This is a genomic window from Streptomyces spectabilis (assembly GCF_008704795.1).
Classification (GTDB): Bacteria; Actinomycetota; Actinomycetes; order Streptomycetales; family Streptomycetaceae; genus Streptomyces; species Streptomyces spectabilis.
The window spans coordinates 4,332,658-4,348,183 of sequence record NZ_CP023690.1 but is presented as its reverse complement, the minus strand read 5'-3'; the positions used below and the strand labels follow the sequence as shown (position 1 = coordinate 4,348,183).

Sequence of the window (15,526 nt, the reverse complement as noted above, 5' to 3'; positions counted from 1 at the left end):
GGGTGCGCGAAAGGCCCCGCCGTCCCGGGGGACGGAGGGGCCTTGCGAAGTGCGGAGAACCGGCGCGCTACGCGGCCGATGAGCTCGACGAGGTGGTGCTCGACGCCTTGGAGTCCGAGGACGACGACGAGGAGGAAGAGGCCGACTTCGCGGACGACGTCGAAGAGGACGACGCGGACGAAGAGGACGTCGACGCGGGCGAGCTGCTCGACGACGAGCCGCGGCTGTCGTTGCGGTAGAAGCCGGAGCCCTTGAAGACGATGCCGACCGCCGAGAACACCTTCTTGAGGCGTCCGTCGCAGTTCGGGCACACGGTCAGGGCGTCATCGGTGAACTTCTGCACCGCCTCGAGGCCCTCGCCGCACTCGGTGCACTGGTACTGGTACGTCGGCACTTGCTTCCTCCTGGCACTCTCACTCGATGAGTGCTAACGACGGTCCATAGTGACGTATTCCGCGGGTTCAGTCCACCGTCACCGGTACGCGGTGACCCACGCCACGTGCGACGGTCCGGCCCGTGCCCGGCGGCGTGAGCCGCGAACGCAGAGTCAGCAGCACGGCCAGAGCGAGCACGGTGCCGCCGAGCGGCACCAGGAATCCGGCACCGTCCCAGAGGCGGTCCTCCAGCTGCCCGGCGACCGTGACGGCGGCCGCCTGCCCCAGCGCGACGGCACCGGTGAGCAGGGTGAAGGCCTCCGTGCGCGCGGTCGGCGCGACCAGGCTGTCGACCAGGGTGTAGCCCGTGATCAGGGCGGGCGCGATGCAGACGCCGACGAGCAGGCCGAGCCCGGCCAGCAGGAGCACCGACTGCGCGGCCCACAGGCCGGAGGCCATCAGGGCCAGCGCCGTGTAGCCGACGACGAGCCGCCGCTGCGGGGAGACCTTCCAGGCGATGGCGCCGCAGATGATCCCGGAGAGCATGTTGCCTGCGGCGAAGGTGCCGTACAGGACGCCGTTCAGACCGGGCCGGTCGATGGACTCCGTGAAGGCGGCCAGGGAGACCTGCATGCCTCCGAAGACCGTGCCGATGCCGAGGAACGTCACGATCAGTACGCGCACACCGGGCACCCGGAGCGCCGAATCGTGCTTCACGCGCGCGTGGCCCGCCGCGGCCGGCTGCGGCTGAGTGCTCTTCTGGGCGGCGAACAGCAGGCCGCCCACCAGGGTCAGACCGGCCTCCGTGAGGAGTCCGGCGGCCGGGTCGACGCCCGTGCACAGGGCGGTCGCCACCAGCGGGCCGAGCACGAAGGTCAGCTCGTCCGTGACGGACTCGAAGGCGGCGGCCGTCTGCGCGAGCGGCGAACCCTGGAGCTTGACGCCCCAGCGGGCCCGCACCATGGGGCCGATCTGCGGCGTCGAGGCACCCGTGGGCACCGCGGCGACGAAGAGGGCCCACAAGGGGGCGTCGGACAGCGCGAGCACGGTGAGGGCGACACCGGACGCCGTGTGCACGAGGACGCCGGGCAGCAGCACGGCACGCTGCCCGAACCGGTCGGCGAGCTTGCCGCTGAAGGGGGCGAACAGCGCCATGGAGACGCCGGTGGCGGCGGAGACGGCACCCGCGGCGCCGTACGAGCCGGTGGTGTGCTGCACGAGCAGCACGATGGAGATGGTGAGCATCGCGAACGGCTGCCGCGCGGCGAAGCCGGGGAGCAGGAACGTCCAGGCGCGGGGGGTGCGCAGCAACTGCCCGTAGCCCGGGCGGGGGTCAGTGACCGTGGACGCCACGGCCCATGCCTTTCTGCTGCCTGGTAGCGCGCCCGTGCGGGGGCGCCGAGAGCTGTCCTCTAGCGCAGAACTGCGGTAGATACCGGGCAGCCCACTGCGAGGGCGCCGCGGCCGCCATACGGTCGCGCCAGCTCTGCGTCAGACAGAGTTGGTTCGATCAGTGTCGGTGCGTGGGTCTCGGTACGCGCGCCGCCGACGCGCTGAGAGCGCGCTGACGGGACGGACCGAGTGCGCCTTCATCATACAGGTACATCACAAATGAGGCCTGTGATTACGAGAAGTGAGACCGGCGACACCTGTGATTCCCCCGGCCACTCGTGGCCTGTGGTCACCGCTGCCCTCCCTGCACCCCCAGCCAGCCCGCGAGCTTGCCGCCCTGGGCCACCGCGCGCAGCCGCTTCTCGGCCGCGTCGCGCGCCGGCTCGGTCGCCACCACCAAGAGCTCGTCGCCGTGCCGCAGGACCGTGGTGGGCAGCGGCACGAACGAGGTCTCGTCCCGTACGACGAGGGTGACGGCCGAGCCCGCGGGCAGCCGCAGCTCGTTGATCTCGACGCCGTGCAGCAGTGAGCCCTCCGGGACGGGCACCGACAGCAGATGGCCGCGCAGCCGCTCCAGGGGGGCCGATTCGATGCCGAGGTCGGAGGTTCCCGAGCCGTTGCCGAGGCCGAGCGCCTTGGCGAGTCCCGGCAGCGTGGGCCCTTGGATCAGGGTGTAGACGACGACCAGGACGAAGACGATGTTGAAGATCCGCTCGCTGTTCTCGACCCCGTTCACCATGGGGATCGTGGCGAGGATGATGGGCACGGCGCCGCGCAGGCCCGCCCAGGACATCAGCGCCTTCTCCTGCCAGGGCATCGTGAAGGGCAGCATGCTCACGAAGACCGAGACGGGTCGCGCGACGACCGTCAGGGCCAGGCCGATGAGGACGGCGGGCCAGATGTCGTCGAGCAGGGTGTGCGGCGTGACCAGCAGGCCGAGCAGGACGAACATGCCGATCTGCGCGATCCAGCCGAGCCCTTCGGCGAAGCCCCGGGTGGCGGGCCAGTGCGGCAGCTTGGCGTTGCCGAGGACCATCGCGGCCAGGTACACCGCGAGGAAGCCGCTGCCGTGGGCCATGGCCCCGGCCGCGTAGGAGGTCACGGCGATGGCCATGACGGCGATCGGGTAGAGGCCGGACGCGGGCAGCGCCACGTGCCGCAGGCCGTAGGCGCCGAGCCAGCCCACCGCGAGGCCGATGGCGGCGCCGATGGCGAGCTCCAGGGCGATCTCGCCGATGAGGACGTACCAGTGGTCCACGGGGCCCGCGGCCGAGAAGGCCACGACGAGGATCACCACGGGGGCGTCGTTGAAGCCGGACTCCGCCTCCAGGACGCCGGTGACCCGGGAGGGGAGGGGGACCCTGCGCAGGACGGAGAAGACCGCGGCCGCGTCCGTCGACGAGACCACCGCGCCGATGATGAGCGCCTGTCGCCATTCGAGCCCGACCAGGTAGTGCGCGGCCGCCGCGGTCACGCCGACGCTCACCGCGACGCCCGCGAGCGCCAGGGACGCGGCCGCGGGAAGCGCCGGTTTGATCTCGCTCCACTTGGTGCCGAGGCCGCCCTCGGCCAGGATCACGACGAGTGCCGCGTAGCCGATGACCTGGGTCAGTTGTGCGTTGTTGAACGTGACGTTGCCTATGCCGTCCTGGCCCATGGCCACCCCGATGCCGAGGTAGAGCAACAGGCTGGGCAGTCCGCTGCGCGAGGAGATGCGCACGGCGACCACCGCGACGAGCAGGACGAGCGAGGAGACGAGCAGGAGCTGGTTGAGGTCGTGGACAGACAGGGGCGTTCCTTCCGTCGTGCGAGCCGTGGTGCTTCGTTACTTTACCTAAGTTTTAACGCTTCCTTGACGTGGGCCCCTGTACTTCATCCACATTGAGCGAACTTTCGTTCGATGTCGGTTTCCGACTCCGCGTCCGGGGCCGTCCCGCCCTGCGCCTATGGTTGCTCCAGCACTCCAGGACCCGCCCATGCCCCGAACTGCCGCTCGCGAAGGACAGCAAGGACAGCGATGCCCTCCAACACCACCGCCCCTTCCGGCGCTAAGCCCGGGAAGAAGAAGGGGCGCCGAGCCCGACTGATCGTGATCCTCCTGGTCCTGGCCGTCGTCGGCGGCATCGGCTTCGGCGCGTACTGGAGCATCAGCACCGTCCGCGCCTCCTTCCCGCAGACCAAGGGCACCATCGACCTGAAGGGCCTGAAGGGCCCGGTCGACGTCAAGCGCGACGGCAACGGCATTCCGCAGATCTACGCCGACTCCCCCGAGGACCTGTTCATGGCCCAGGGGTTCGTGCAGGCGCAGGACCGCTTCTGGGAGATGGACGTCCGCCGCCATATGACCTCCGGGCGGCTCTCCGAGATGTTCGGCAAGAGCCAGGTCAAGACCGATGAATTCCTGCGCACCCTCGGTTGGCACCGGGTGGCCAAGAAGGAGTACGACTCCAAGCTCTCGCCCGGGACGAAGAAGTACCTCCAGGCGTACGCCAAGGGGGTCAACGCCTATCTCGACGGCAAGGAGGGCAAGGAGATCTCGCTCGAGTACGCGGCGCTCGAGTTCGAGAACGACTACAAGCCCCAGAAGTGGACGCCCGTCGACTCGGTGGCCTGGCTCAAGGCCATGGCCTGGGACCTGCGCGGCAACATGCAGGACGAGATCGACCGCTCCCTGATGACGAGCCGCCTCGGCCCGTCCCAGATCAAGGACCTGTACCCGGACTACCCGTACGACCGGAACAAGCCGATCGTCCAGGAGGGCGCGTACGACCCGGTCACCAAGAAGTTCACCGGCGACGGCTCGGGCACCGCGCAGTCGCAGACCGGTACGGGCACCGGTACCGGCAGTACGGGCATGGGTACCGGCAGCACCGGCACCGGTACCGGCAGCACTGGTACTGGCAGTACGGGCACCGGCACCGGCACCGGCACCGGTGTCGCGGGCGGCGGCCAGCCCTCCAGCGGCCTCCAGTCGCAGCTCTCCGGCCTCTCCGACGTGCTCGACGAGGTCCCGGACGCGGGCCTCGGCTCGAACGGCAACGGCATCGGCTCCAACTCGTGGGTCGTCTCCGGCGCCCACACCATCACCGGCAAGCCCCTGCTGGCCAACGACCCGCACCTGGCGCCGCAGCTGCCGTCCGTCTGGTACCAGATGGGCCTGCACTGCCGCTCGGTCTCGGCGAAGTGCCAGTACGACGTCAGCGGCTACACCTTCTCCGGGATGCCCGGCGTGGTCATCGGCCACAACCAGGACATCGCCTGGGGCATGACGAACCTGGGCGCCGACGTCACCGACCTCTACCTGGAGAAGTTCACCGCGGACGGGTACCAGTTCGGCGAGAAGGTGCTGCCGTTCACCGCCCGCGAGGAGAAGATCAAGGTCGCGGGCGGCAAGACCAAGACCATCACCGTCCGGGAGACCAACAACGGCCCGCTGATCTCCGACCGCGACGACGAGCTGGTCAAGGTCGGCAAGAGGGCCCAGGTCGACTCGGCGGCCCCGGACCGCGGCGAGGGCTACGGCATCGCGCTGCGCTGGACCGCGCTCGCGCCCGGCAAGTCCATGGACGCCGTCTTCGAGCTCAACCGGGCCAAGGACTTCAAGGAGTTCCGCAAGGCGGCGGCCTCCTTCGAGGTGCCCTCGCAGAACCTCATCTACGCCGACACCAAGGGCAACATCGGCTACCAGGCGCCCGGCAAGATCCCCACGCGCGGGAAGGGCGACGGCTCGCTGCCCGCGCCCGGCTGGGACCCGAAGTACCGCTGGACCGGCTACATCGAGCAGGACGAGCTGCCCTACGAGTACAACCCCAAGCGCGGCTACATCGTCACCGCCAACCAGGCCGTGATCAGCGACAAGTACCCGTACAAGCTCACGACGGACTGGGGCTACGGCGCGCGCAGCCAGCGCATCGAGGACCTGATCAAGTCCAAGACCAAGAACGGCGGCAAGATCTCCACGGAGGACATGCGGCTGATGCAGACCGACAACAGCAGCGAGATCGCACGCCTGCTCGTGCCCAAGCTGCTCAAGGTCGACATCAGCGACAAGCACGTCCGTGAGGCGCAGAAGCTCCTGGAGGGCTGGGACTACACCCAGGACGCCGACTCGGCGGCGGCCGCGTACTTCAACGCCGTCTGGCGCAGCATCCTGCAGCTGTCGATCGGCAACAAGCTCCCCAAGGAGCTGCGCGTCAAGGGCCAGTGCCTGTGGGTGGACCACACCAGCGACACCCGGCCCGCCGACGAGGACAAGAAGGTCCGCGAGTGCGGCGAGCGCGACGCGGACTCGGCGCAGCCCGACGGCGGCGACCGCTACTTCGAGGTCATCCGCAAGATCCTCAACGACGAGGACAACGACTGGTGGAAGACCCCGGGCAACCGCACCGACAAGGAGACCAAGAACCGCGACCAGCTGTTCGCACGGGCTCTCGCGGACGCCCGCTGGGACCTGACGGCCAAGCTCGGCAAGGACATCGACACCTGGAACTGGGGCCGTCTGCACCGGCTCACGCTGAAGAACCAGACGCTCGGCACCGAGGGCCCCGGCTGGCTGCAGTTCGTGCTCAACCGCGGCCCCTGGAAGCTCGGCGGCGGCGAGGCCACGGTCAACGCCACCGGCTGGAACGCGGCGGGCGGCTACGGCGTCATCTGGGTGCCGTCGATGCGGATGGTGGTGAACCTGAAGGACTTCGACAAGTCCAAGTGGATCAACCTCACCGGCGCTTCGGGGCACGCCTACAGCGACCACTACACCGACCAGACGAGCAAGTGGGTCAAGGGCGAGCTGTTGCCGTGGTCGTACTCCAAGAAGGCCGTCGAGGACAGCACGAGCGACACGCTGGTGCTGAAGCCCTGACAGGCAGTTGATGCGAAAGGGCCCTCCACGCGCGCGTGGAGGGCCCTTTCGCTTTTCGCCCTCTTAGGGAGGGCCGGTGGCCTCAGCCGAACCGCCGTACCCCTGAAGGCGTCACGACGGCGCGCACCGGGCGGTCGTGCGCCTCTCCGGGGACGTGCGCGACGACCTCGGCGTCGTACAGGAGCACGACGAGCGCGGGGTCGGCCCCCGCCCGCTCCAGTCGTGCCAGGACCCGGTCGTACGAGCCGCCGCCGCGCCCCAGGCGCATCCCGCGCCCGTCCACCGCGAGCCCCGGGAGCAGCACGGTGTCGGCCTCCAGGACGGCGTCCGGGCCCAGTCGCGGGCCGGAGGGCTCCAACAGCGCCATCTTCCCCGAGTGTTGGACGCGGGCGAGCGACGCGGGTCCGTCGTACGCCGCCCAGTCCAGGTCGTTGTCCGGGAGCAGCACGGGCAGCAGGACGCGGGTCCCGCGCGCGTGGAGGGTGTCCAGGAGTGCGCGAGTGCCCGGTTCGCTGCCGACGGAGACGTAGGCCGCTACCGTACGGGCCGTGGCGAGTTCGGGCAGTTCCAGCGCGCGCTCGGCGAGGCGGGCCGCCGCCTCGTGCGCGTCATCTTTCGGCAACCCCCGTCTCACCGCGAGGATCTCTCCCCGCAATGTGCGCTTGATTCCCTTGCCTGAGTCGGGGTGATCCATGACGAAGTCACACATCCTTCCTATTGTGCTCACATGTGGGCCAATAATCCGGAGCCGCAGATTCTTCGCATAGGCACCGGATATGGTGACGGGCATGACTGAGTCTCACCCCAAGATCACCAAGGCTGTCATCCCCGCAGCTGGTCTTGGCACGCGCTTCCTGCCCGCAACCAAGGCCACGCCCAAGGAAATGCTGCCGGTCGTCGACAAGCCGGCGATCCAGTACGTGGTGGAGGAGGCGGTCGCCGCGGGCCTGGACGACGTCCTCATGATCACGGGTCGCAACAAGCGTCCCCTGGAGGACCACTTCGACCGCAACTACGAGCTGGAGTCCGCCCTGGAGAAGAAGGGCGACGAATCCCGGCTCGCGAAGGTCCAGGAGTCCAGCGACCTCGCCACCATGCACTACGTCCGCCAGGGCGACCCCAGGGGCCTCGGCCACGCCGTCCTGTGCGCCGCCCCGCACGTGGGCCGCGAGCCCTTCGCGGTGCTCCTGGGCGACGACCTGATCGACCCGCGCGACCCGCTGCTCGCCCGCATGGTCGAGATCCAGGACCGGTGCGGCGGCAGCGTCATCGCCCTCATGGAGGTCGCGCCGGAGCAGATCCACCTCTACGGCTGCGCCGCGGTCGAGGCCACCGACGAGGACGACGTCGTGAAGGTGACCGACCTGGTCGAGAAGCCGGACGTGGCGGACGCCCCCTCGAACTACGCGATCATCGGCCGGTACGTCCTCGACCCGCACATCTTCGACATACTGCGCACGACCGAGCCGGGCCGCGGCGGCGAGATCCAGCTGACCGACGCCCTCCAGCAGCTCGCGGCCGACGAGAAGATCGGCGGCCCGGTGCACGGCGTGGTCTTCAAGGGCCGCCGCTATGACACCGGCGACCGCGGCGACTATCTGCGTGCCATTGTCAGACTCGCGTGCGAACGTGAAGACCTGGGCCCGGATTTCAAGGCCTGGCTCCGCAGTTACGTCACCGAGGAGATGTAGCACTTGAGCAGCAGCGGCACGACGACGCACGACGGCACCGGGACGCACCGCGGGCAGGACACCGGCCGGGAGCACGTGTGGTCGGTGGACGAGCACCTGGAGGACATCCTGGCGGCCGTCCGCCCGCTGGAGCCCATCGAGCTCCAGCTCCTCGACGCCCAGGGCTGCGTCCTGGTCGAGGACGTCACGGTGCCCGTGTCGCTGCCGCCCTTCGACAACAGCTCCATGGACGGGTACGCGGTCCGGGCCGCCGACGTCGCGGGCGCGGGCGAGGAGTTCCCCGCCGTCCTGACCGTCGTCGGGGACGTCGCCGCCGGGCAGGGCGAGCAGCCCGCCGTCGGCCCCGGCCAGGCCGCCCGCATCATGACCGGCGCCCCGCTGCCGCCCGGCGCCGAGGCCGTCGTGCCCGTGGAGTGGACCGACGGCGGGCTCGGCGAGGGCCCCGTCTCCGGGATGCGGGCCCACAGCGCGGCCCCCGAGGGCGCCTCGGGCGAGGTCCGGGTCTATCGCCCGGCGAAGGCACGCGCGCACGTCCGCGCGCGGGGCAGCGACGTGCGCGCGGGAGACCGCGCGCTGTCCGCGGGGACGGTCCTCGGCGCCCCGCAGATCGCCCTGCTCGCCGCGATCGGCCGGGGCACGGTCACGGTCCGCCCGCGCCCGCGCGTGGTCGTCCTGTCCACCGGCAGCGAACTGGTCCAGCCCGGCGAGGAACTGGCCGACGGTCAGATCTACGACTCCAACAGCTTCTCCCTCACGGCCGCCGCCCGCGAGGCCGGGGCGATCGCCTACCGGGTGGGCGCCGTCGCCGACGACGCGGAGACGCTGCGCTCCACCATCGAGGACCAGCTCATCCGCGCCGACCTGGTGGTGACCACGGGCGGCGTCAGCGTCGGCGCGTACGACGTCGTCAAGGAGGCCCTCTCCGCCCTCGGCGACCCGGACGACGAGGAGGGCCTCGGGGCGGGCGGCGGCGTGGAGTTCCGCAAGCTCGCCATGCAGCCGGGCAAGCCGCAGGGCTTCGGCTCGATCGGCCCCGACCACACCCCGCTCCTCGCCCTCCCGGGCAACCCCGTGTCGTCGTACGTCTCCTTCGAGGTCTTCGTGCGCCCCGCCGTGCGCGCCCTGATGGGCCTGCCGGACGTGCACAGGGCCACCGCCCGGGCCCGGCTGAGCACCGCGCAGGCGCTCACGTCGCCGTCCGGGAAGCGCCAGTTCCTGCGCGGCCGCCACGACGCGGAGGCGGGCACGGTGACGCCCGTCGGCGGCAGCGGGTCGCATCTCGTCGCCGCCCTCGCGCAGGCGGACGCGCTGATCGTCGTCCCCGAGGACACGACGTCGGTCGAGCCGGGCGCGGAGGTCGACGTCGTGCTCCTCGGCTGACCCCGGCCCGGCGCCGGATCGGGCGGGGCGACCGCGCGGCACGGGCGGGCGGTACGGTGTCGCGCACAGCAGGCCGCGCGCCCGCGCGGGGTCCGGACCAGGAGCGCCACAGCACATGAGCAGCCAGCAGGGACTGACGCACATCGACGAAGCGGGCGCCGCCCGCATGGTCGACGTATCGGAGAAGGACGTGACCGCGCGCACCGCGCGGGCGAGCGGGCGCGTCCTGGTCGCGCCACGCGTGATCGAGCTGCTGCGCGGCGAGGGCGTCCCGAAGGGCGACGCCCTGGCGACGGCCCGGATCGCGGGCATCATGGGCGCCAAGCGCACGCCCGACCTGATCCCGCTGTGCCACCCGCTCGCGGTCTCCGGGGTGAAGCTCGACCTGTCCGTCGCGGACGACGCCGTGGAGATCACCGCCACCGTGAAGACGACCGACCGCACGGGCGTGGAGATGGAGGCCCTCACGGCGGTGAGCGTCGCCGCGCTCACGGTCGTCGACATGGTGAAGGCCGTCGACAAGGGGGCCGTCATCACGGACGTACGGGTGGAGGAGAAGACGGGCGGCAAGTCCGGCACCTGGAGCCGCGAGGGAGCGGGCGCGTGAGCGCCGCCGCCCCGGGCCCTCCGGCCCCGTACCGCGCCCTCGTCATCACCGCGTCCAACCGCGCCGCCGCCGGTGTCTACGCCGACAAGGGCGGCCCGATCCTCGCCGAGGGGCTCGCCGCGCTCGGCTTCGCCGTCGAAGGACCCCAGGTCGTGCCCGACGGCGAGCCCGTGGCGGCGGCGCTGCGCGCCGGGGTGGAGGCCGCGTACGACGTCATCCTCACCACCGGCGGCACCGGCGTCTCGCCCACCGACCGCACGCCCGAGGCGACCCGTGGCGTCCTCGACCACGAGGTGCCGGGGATCCCGGAGGCGATCCGCGCGTACGGCCGCGAGAAGGTGCCCACGGCCGCGCTCTCCCGGGGCCTCGCCGGGGTCGCGGGCCGCACCTTGATCGTGAACCTGCCGGGTTCCAGCGGCGGCGTGCGCGACGGCCTGGCGGTCCTGGGGCCGCTCCTCACGCACGCCGTCGACCAGCTGCGCGGCGGCGACCACCCGAGAACCGACGGGGGTGCGAGCTGAACAGCCCCAGCTGGCCCGCCGAGCTGACGGACGGTGACGTCACCCTCCGCCCCATAAAGCTGCGCGACCAGCGCGCCTGGCGCGAGGTCAACCGGCGCAACCGCGACTGGCTGCGCCCCTGGGAGGCCACGATCCCGCCGCCCACCCCCGGCGGCCCGGTCGCGCACCGGCCCACGTACCGCCAGATGGTCCGGCATCTGCGGGCGGAGGCGGGCGCGGGCCGGATGCTGCCGTTCGTCATCGAGTACCAGGGGCGGCTCGTCGGGCAGTTGACGGTCGCCGGGATCACCTGGGGTTCGATGTGCTCGGGGCACGTCGGGTACTGGGTGGACGAGTCCGTGGCGGGGCGCGGGGTGATGCCGACGGCCGTGGCGCTCGTCGTCGACCACTGCTTCCGGACGGTCGGACTGCACCGCGTCGAGGTCTGCATTCGGCCGGAGAACGCGCCGAGCCGCCGGGTCGTGGAGAAACTCGGATTCCGCGAGGAGGGGCTTCGTCCACGATATCTTCACATCGACGGAGCCTGGCGCGACCACCTCGTGTTCGCGCTCACCGTGGAGGAGGTCCCGGAGGGCCTGCTGCACCGCTGGCACCGGGCCCGGCCCCGGCACACCGCGTAGCGGACCGTGTGCGCGGGGCGGGCGTGACGGGTCGCCCGGGAGCGAGCGTGACGGCGCCCACCAGGGCGCTTTGGCGCGCGGGCGGCGCGAGTTGGCGCGCCCCGACCGCCGACCGGCGGGGATGCTGCCTCTCTCATAAATGAAATACCTGTTCGAAATTGGTCGGTGAGCGGCCGTTAAATTCCTTGCGTCGTCGGGCTGTTGATCGCACCAGTCGGAAAAAAAGTTTGAGATATCAGCCAGATCGTGCGACACACCGGCCCAATTGGCGGATGGCCTCGACAAAACCCCTCTACCGTGTGAGGCGTGAGCAGCAGCGGCCTCTTCTACGCAGTCATCGTCGGGGCCTGGGCCGCCTACTTGGTGCCGATGTGGCTCCGTAGGCAGGACGAGCTCAATGAAGCCCGTCCGACGGAACGCTTCAGCACCGCCATCCGGCTGCTGTCCGGACGGGCGGGCATGGAGCGCCGATACGCCAAGGACCTGCGCGCGCGCACGTCCGACTCGTCCGACGAGGAGGAGTCGCGCGCCGAACCGGACGCAGCCACCGACTCGGTGGACGTCCGGTCCTTCGCCATGCTCCCGGACGAGGACGTGGCGACCGAGCCGCGCGGCCGGGCGACGGGGCGGCAGCGGCCCCGGCACCAGGCGGGCGTGGACACGGAGCCGCACGGCCGGGAGCCGTCCGCGCCGGAAGGGGCGCCCCAGCGCGAGCGCCGGGGTCCGGGCCGTCCGGCCCCCGACCGCCCGCAGGCCCACCGGCAGGGCCCCCGGAGCGCGGCCGCCGAGCGGCAGGCCGCACGCGGCGCCGCCGAGGCCGCCGCGCGGGCCCGGCGCTCCAAGGTCCTGGCGCGTCGCCGCCGCACCACCGTGATGCTGTTCTTCGCCTTCACGCTCGGGGCGGTCGCCGCCGCGGTCGGCGGTGTCGCGCTCCTGTGGGTGCCCGGCGTGCCCGCGGCGCTGCTGAGCGCGTACATCGTCTATCTGCGCCGCCAGGAGCGGCGGCGCTTCACGTACACGATGGACCGGCGCCGGGCCGAGGCCGCCGCGCGGCAGCTGCGCGAGCGGCAGCCGCGCCGGCGCGAGCAGAGCGCCGAACCCGTCGCCGAGGAGCCCGTCGCGGAGGCCGACCCCGGTCTGTCCGCGCTCGCCGCCGACCGGCGCGCGCTCGTCGAGCAGACCGACCACGCCGAGTGGGTCGACCAGCAGCGCGAGCGGCGGCACGGCCCCGACCGCGGCGACAGCTGGGACCCGGTCCCGGTGCCCCTGCCGACGTACGTGACGGCCCCGGTCGCCCCGCGCGCCACCGGCAGCGTCGACCTGGGCGCGCCCGACACCTGGAGCTCGGCCCGGTCGAGCACGGTGGAACCGGCCGCGGACGGCACGGCGGACCGCGCCGAGCAGGACCGGTCGGAGCGGTCCGGGCGCGAGCACCCGGCGCCGGAGGAGCGGACCGAGGCCGTCGCGGACGACACCCGCAGCGACGCCCGCCGGGCCGCGTCCGCCCGCCGCTCCCGCGAGCGCGGCCGCACCCCGCTGTTCGACCAGTACGACGACGCCGCCTCCGCCGACGGCCGCCCGCGCGCCGCGAACGAGTGACCCGCGGCACACCCCGGGATCCCGTCGCGCCGCCGCCGGGTCCCGCTCGCTGACCAGCGGGGGAGCGGATTTCCAAGCACCCCGTCGGGGGTGCTAGAGTTTCACTCGTTGCAAGGGCCTGTGGCGCAGTCCGGTAGCGCACCTCGTTCGCATCGAGGGGGCCAGGGGTTCAAATCCCCTCAGGTCCACTGCACATGAAGATCCCGCCCGATCGAAAGATCGGGCGGGATCTTTGCGTTGTGCCCTCCCCTCTTACGCGAGGACCGCGAGGTCGAGTGCGCGCAGGCGGGCCGGGGTGGCGATCACGTCGTACGCCGTGACGCGGCCGGCCTCGATCGTGAGGGTCAGGGCCAGGAGCAGACGGCCGTGCGGGGCGACGATCAGGCCGGGGCGGCCGTCGACCAGGGCCGGGGCGGCGACCAGGGCGTTGCGGGTGAGCAGGACCGTCTCGCGGGCGACGGCGTCGGCGCCGCGGATCTCGGCCAGGGCGCCCGCGGGCAGCGCCGCGGCCTCGGCGCGGCGGACGACGTCGGGGGCCAGGACCGCGAGGAGCGCGGTGAGGTCGCCGCAGCGGGCCGCGCTGAGGAAGGCCTCCACGACGTCGCGGTGCCGGGCGAGTTCCGCGTCGGGCAGGGCGGGGGTGCCGCGGACCTTCTGGCGGGCGCGGCTCGCCAGCTTCTTGGTGGCGACGGGGGAGCGCTCCACGATGGGGGCGATCCGGTCGAAGGGCACCGCGAAGGTGTCGTGCAGCACGAACGCGACCCGTTCGGCGGGGCCGAGCCGGTCGAGGACCACGAGCAGGGCCCGGCCCACGGACTCGACCAGGACGGCCTCCTCCTCGGGGGCGGGCGTGGCGTGGCTGGGGACGCGGTCGAGGGCGCCTTCGTCGGACGCGAACTCCTCGCGGCGCGAGGCGCGCGTGCGCAGCGTGTCGAGGCAGATGCGGGAGACGACTGTCGTCAGCCAGCCGGGCAGGTTCGCGATGTCCCCGGCGTCGCTGCGGGCGAGCCGCAGCCAGGTCTCCTGCACGGCGTCGTCGGCCTCGGCGACGGAGCCGAGCATGCGGTACGCGACGGCCCGCAGACGGCCGCGGTGCGTCTCGAAGAGGTCCGCGAGGCCGTCCGCCTCGTTCCGCTCGTCCATCGGTCACCTTTTCCCGGGTCGCTCCGTCAGGGCCGTGACGTAGCCAACCACCTTGTGGTGACAGGAGTGACGATCATGGATGAGGACGTGAAGGCCGGGACGCCGGTGCTGCTGCACCTGGACTCCAGCGCGGACCGGCGCGCGGGTTCGGTGACCCGGGAGCTCGGAGCTGCCTACGCGCGCGGCTGGCTGGCGCGGCACCCGGGCGCCGCCTACCGGTACCGGGACCTGACCGCGGAGCCCGTACCGCTCGTCGGCGAGGGGTACGTCCGGCTCGGGATCCGCGCGGAGCGGCAGGGCGCGGTGCCGCTGGAGAAGGTGGCCGCCCTCGCCGAGGGCGCCGAGGAGGAGCGGGAGTGGGCGGCAACGCTGCCGCTGGTCACCCAGGTGCGGGAGGCCACGACGCTGCTCGTCGGCGCCCCCATGTACAACTTCTCCGTCTCCGCCGCGCTCAAGGCCTGGATCGACCGGGTCTCCTTCCCCGGCGCGTACGTCGACCCGGACGACGGGCGGCCGCTGCTCGCCGGTACCCGGGTCGTGGTGGCCGCCGCGTGCGGGGGCGGCTACGGTCCTGGCACGCCGCGCGAGGGGTGCGACTTCCAGCTGCCGTATCTGCGGGCGTACTTCGCGACGCTCGGGGTCGCGGGGGAGAACCTGCGCGTGGTGCGGGCCGAGCTGACGCGGGCCCGGGACATCCCGGCGCTCGGGCGGTTCCGTGAGCTGGGGGAGCGGTCGCTCGCCGGGGCCAGGGAGGCGATGGGGGAGCTGGCGGAGTCGTTCTAGGCCCGGCGCGGCCCTGTGGCAGGGCGTCCCTCCTCCGGCTGGTCTCCGCGCGTGCCGCCATGAGGTGATCGTTACCTTGGTCGCATGGTGGGCAGCTGGAAGAGGCGTGCCGGTGCCGTCGGCGGGGCGGCGCTCGCCGCCGTGCTCGCCGGGGGCTGCGCGGAGCACGAGGGGCTGCACGTCGAGGGGTCCGCGCTCAAACCGACGCGGATCAGCGGCCCGGTGTACGTCGCGGACGCCCTCGCGCGGCCCCTGCAGCGGCCCACGGTCTTCGGCGTCTCCGACGACGTGGCCATGTCGGCGCTGCGCTGGAAGGACTGGGGCGGGCCCACCGCACGGGCCACGGGGCGGCTCAGCGGCACCTGGTGCCTGCCGGGGTGCGGCCGGGAGCCGTACGAGGCGACGCTGACGCTCAGCGGGGTCGAGCGGGACGACTCCGCCGCCTCCTACCGGCGGGCGACCGTCGAGCCGGCGAAGCCCGAGGTGCTGCCGCCCGCCGCCGTGAACGTGCAGTTCCAGGGCATCCGCCTGATGGCGCCGGACTTCTGAGGCCGGGGC

14 protein-coding genes and 1 tRNA gene are annotated in these 15,526 nt (G+C 72.2%); 10 read left to right on the top strand and 5 right to left on the bottom strand.

The window, feature by feature from the left end:
• Positions 1 to 67 precede the first annotated feature (67 nt).
• The 3 genes from CP982_RS18750 to CP982_RS18740 all read right to left on the bottom strand — a co-directional run bounded on the left by CP982_RS18750 (position 68) and on the right by CP982_RS18740 (position 3,555).
• Positions 68 to 394 carry an FmdB family zinc ribbon protein gene (locus CP982_RS18750; RefSeq protein WP_150511597.1) on the bottom strand — a complete coding sequence of 109 codons (327 nt, stop codon included), beginning with the start codon at positions 392 to 394 and terminating at the stop codon, positions 68 to 70.
• A gap of 67 nt (positions 395 to 461) precedes the next feature.
• Positions 462 to 1,727 (bottom strand): MFS transporter, encoded by a 1,266-nt coding sequence (locus CP982_RS18745; RefSeq protein WP_150511596.1) that lies wholly within the window; start codon positions 1,725 to 1,727, stop codon positions 462 to 464.
• Between the two features lie 328 nt (positions 1,728 to 2,055).
• Positions 2,056 to 3,555, bottom strand: a complete 1,500-nt coding sequence (locus tag CP982_RS18740; protein WP_150511595.1) for a potassium/proton antiporter — start codon at positions 3,553 to 3,555, stop codon at positions 2,056 to 2,058.
• A 228-nt stretch (positions 3,556 to 3,783) separates the two neighbouring features.
• Here CP982_RS18740 and CP982_RS18735 point away from each other — a divergent pair, with 228 nt between their 5' ends.
• Positions 3,784 to 6,624 carry a penicillin acylase family protein gene (locus CP982_RS18735; protein ID WP_150511594.1) on the top strand — a complete coding sequence of 947 codons (2,841 nt, stop codon included), beginning with the start codon at positions 3,784 to 3,786 and terminating at the stop codon, positions 6,622 to 6,624.
• An 82-nt stretch (positions 6,625 to 6,706) separates the two neighbouring features.
• Here CP982_RS18735 and CP982_RS18730 read toward each other — a convergent pair whose 3' ends face one another.
• Positions 6,707 to 7,318 carry a 5-formyltetrahydrofolate cyclo-ligase gene (locus tag CP982_RS18730; protein ID WP_150511593.1) on the bottom strand — a complete coding sequence of 204 codons (612 nt, stop codon included), beginning with the start codon at positions 7,316 to 7,318 and terminating at the stop codon, positions 6,707 to 6,709.
• Positions 7,319 to 7,412: 94 nt separating this feature from the next.
• On the opposite strand from CP982_RS18730, the gene galU reads away from it, so the two are divergent.
• From galU to CP982_RS18695, 7 genes are all read left to right on the top strand, one after another.
• Positions 7,413 to 8,315: a UTP--glucose-1-phosphate uridylyltransferase GalU gene (galU, locus tag CP982_RS18725; protein ID WP_150511592.1), complete on the top strand. Its 903-nt coding sequence runs from the start codon at positions 7,413 to 7,415 to the stop codon at positions 8,313 to 8,315.
• Between the two features lie 75 nt (positions 8,316 to 8,390).
• Complete coding sequence (gene glp / locus CP982_RS18720; protein WP_229879283.1) at positions 8,391 to 9,695, top strand: molybdotransferase-like divisome protein Glp; 1,305 nt, start codon at positions 8,391 to 8,393, stop codon at positions 9,693 to 9,695.
• A gap of 115 nt (positions 9,696 to 9,810) precedes the next feature.
• Positions 9,811 to 10,302 (top strand): cyclic pyranopterin monophosphate synthase MoaC, encoded by a 492-nt coding sequence (moaC, locus tag CP982_RS18715; protein ID WP_144003924.1) that lies wholly within the window; start codon positions 9,811 to 9,813, stop codon positions 10,300 to 10,302.
• A complete protein-coding gene (locus CP982_RS18710) occupies positions 10,299 to 10,823 on the top strand; it encodes a MogA/MoaB family molybdenum cofactor biosynthesis protein (RefSeq protein WP_150511590.1) in 525 nt (174 codons plus the stop codon). Before moaC ends, CP982_RS18710 begins: the two co-directional genes overlap by 4 nt.
• Entirely contained in the window at positions 10,820 to 11,443 is a 624-nt protein-coding gene (locus tag CP982_RS18705) for a GNAT family N-acetyltransferase (protein WP_150511589.1), read from the top strand. The genes CP982_RS18710 and CP982_RS18705 overlap by 4 nt, the downstream gene beginning before the upstream one ends.
• Before the next feature lie 306 nt (positions 11,444 to 11,749).
• Entirely contained in the window at positions 11,750 to 13,042 is a 1,293-nt protein-coding gene (gene sepX, locus CP982_RS18700; protein WP_150511588.1) for a divisome protein SepX/GlpR, read from the top strand.
• 114 nt (positions 13,043 to 13,156) lie between these two features.
• Positions 13,157 to 13,230: transfer RNA gene (locus tag CP982_RS18695), tRNA-Ala, on the top strand.
• Positions 13,231 to 13,294: 64 nt separating this feature from the next.
• Here CP982_RS18695 and CP982_RS18690 read toward each other — a convergent pair.
• A complete protein-coding gene (locus tag CP982_RS18690; RefSeq protein ID WP_150511587.1) occupies positions 13,295 to 14,185 on the bottom strand; it encodes a sigma-70 family RNA polymerase sigma factor in 891 nt (296 codons plus the stop codon).
• Positions 14,186 to 14,260: 75 nt separating this feature from the next.
• Between CP982_RS18690 and CP982_RS18685 the strand changes: the two genes are divergently transcribed.
• Positions 14,261 to 14,968, top strand: coding sequence for an FMN-dependent NADH-azoreductase (locus CP982_RS18685; protein ID WP_150511586.1), 708 nt, complete (start codon positions 14,261 to 14,263; stop codon positions 14,966 to 14,968).
• Positions 14,969 to 15,052: 84 nt separating this feature from the next.
• Positions 15,053 to 15,517 (top strand): hypothetical protein, encoded by a 465-nt coding sequence (locus CP982_RS18680; protein ID WP_150511585.1) that lies wholly within the window; start codon positions 15,053 to 15,055, stop codon positions 15,515 to 15,517.
• Positions 15,518 to 15,526: the final 9 nt, after the last annotated feature.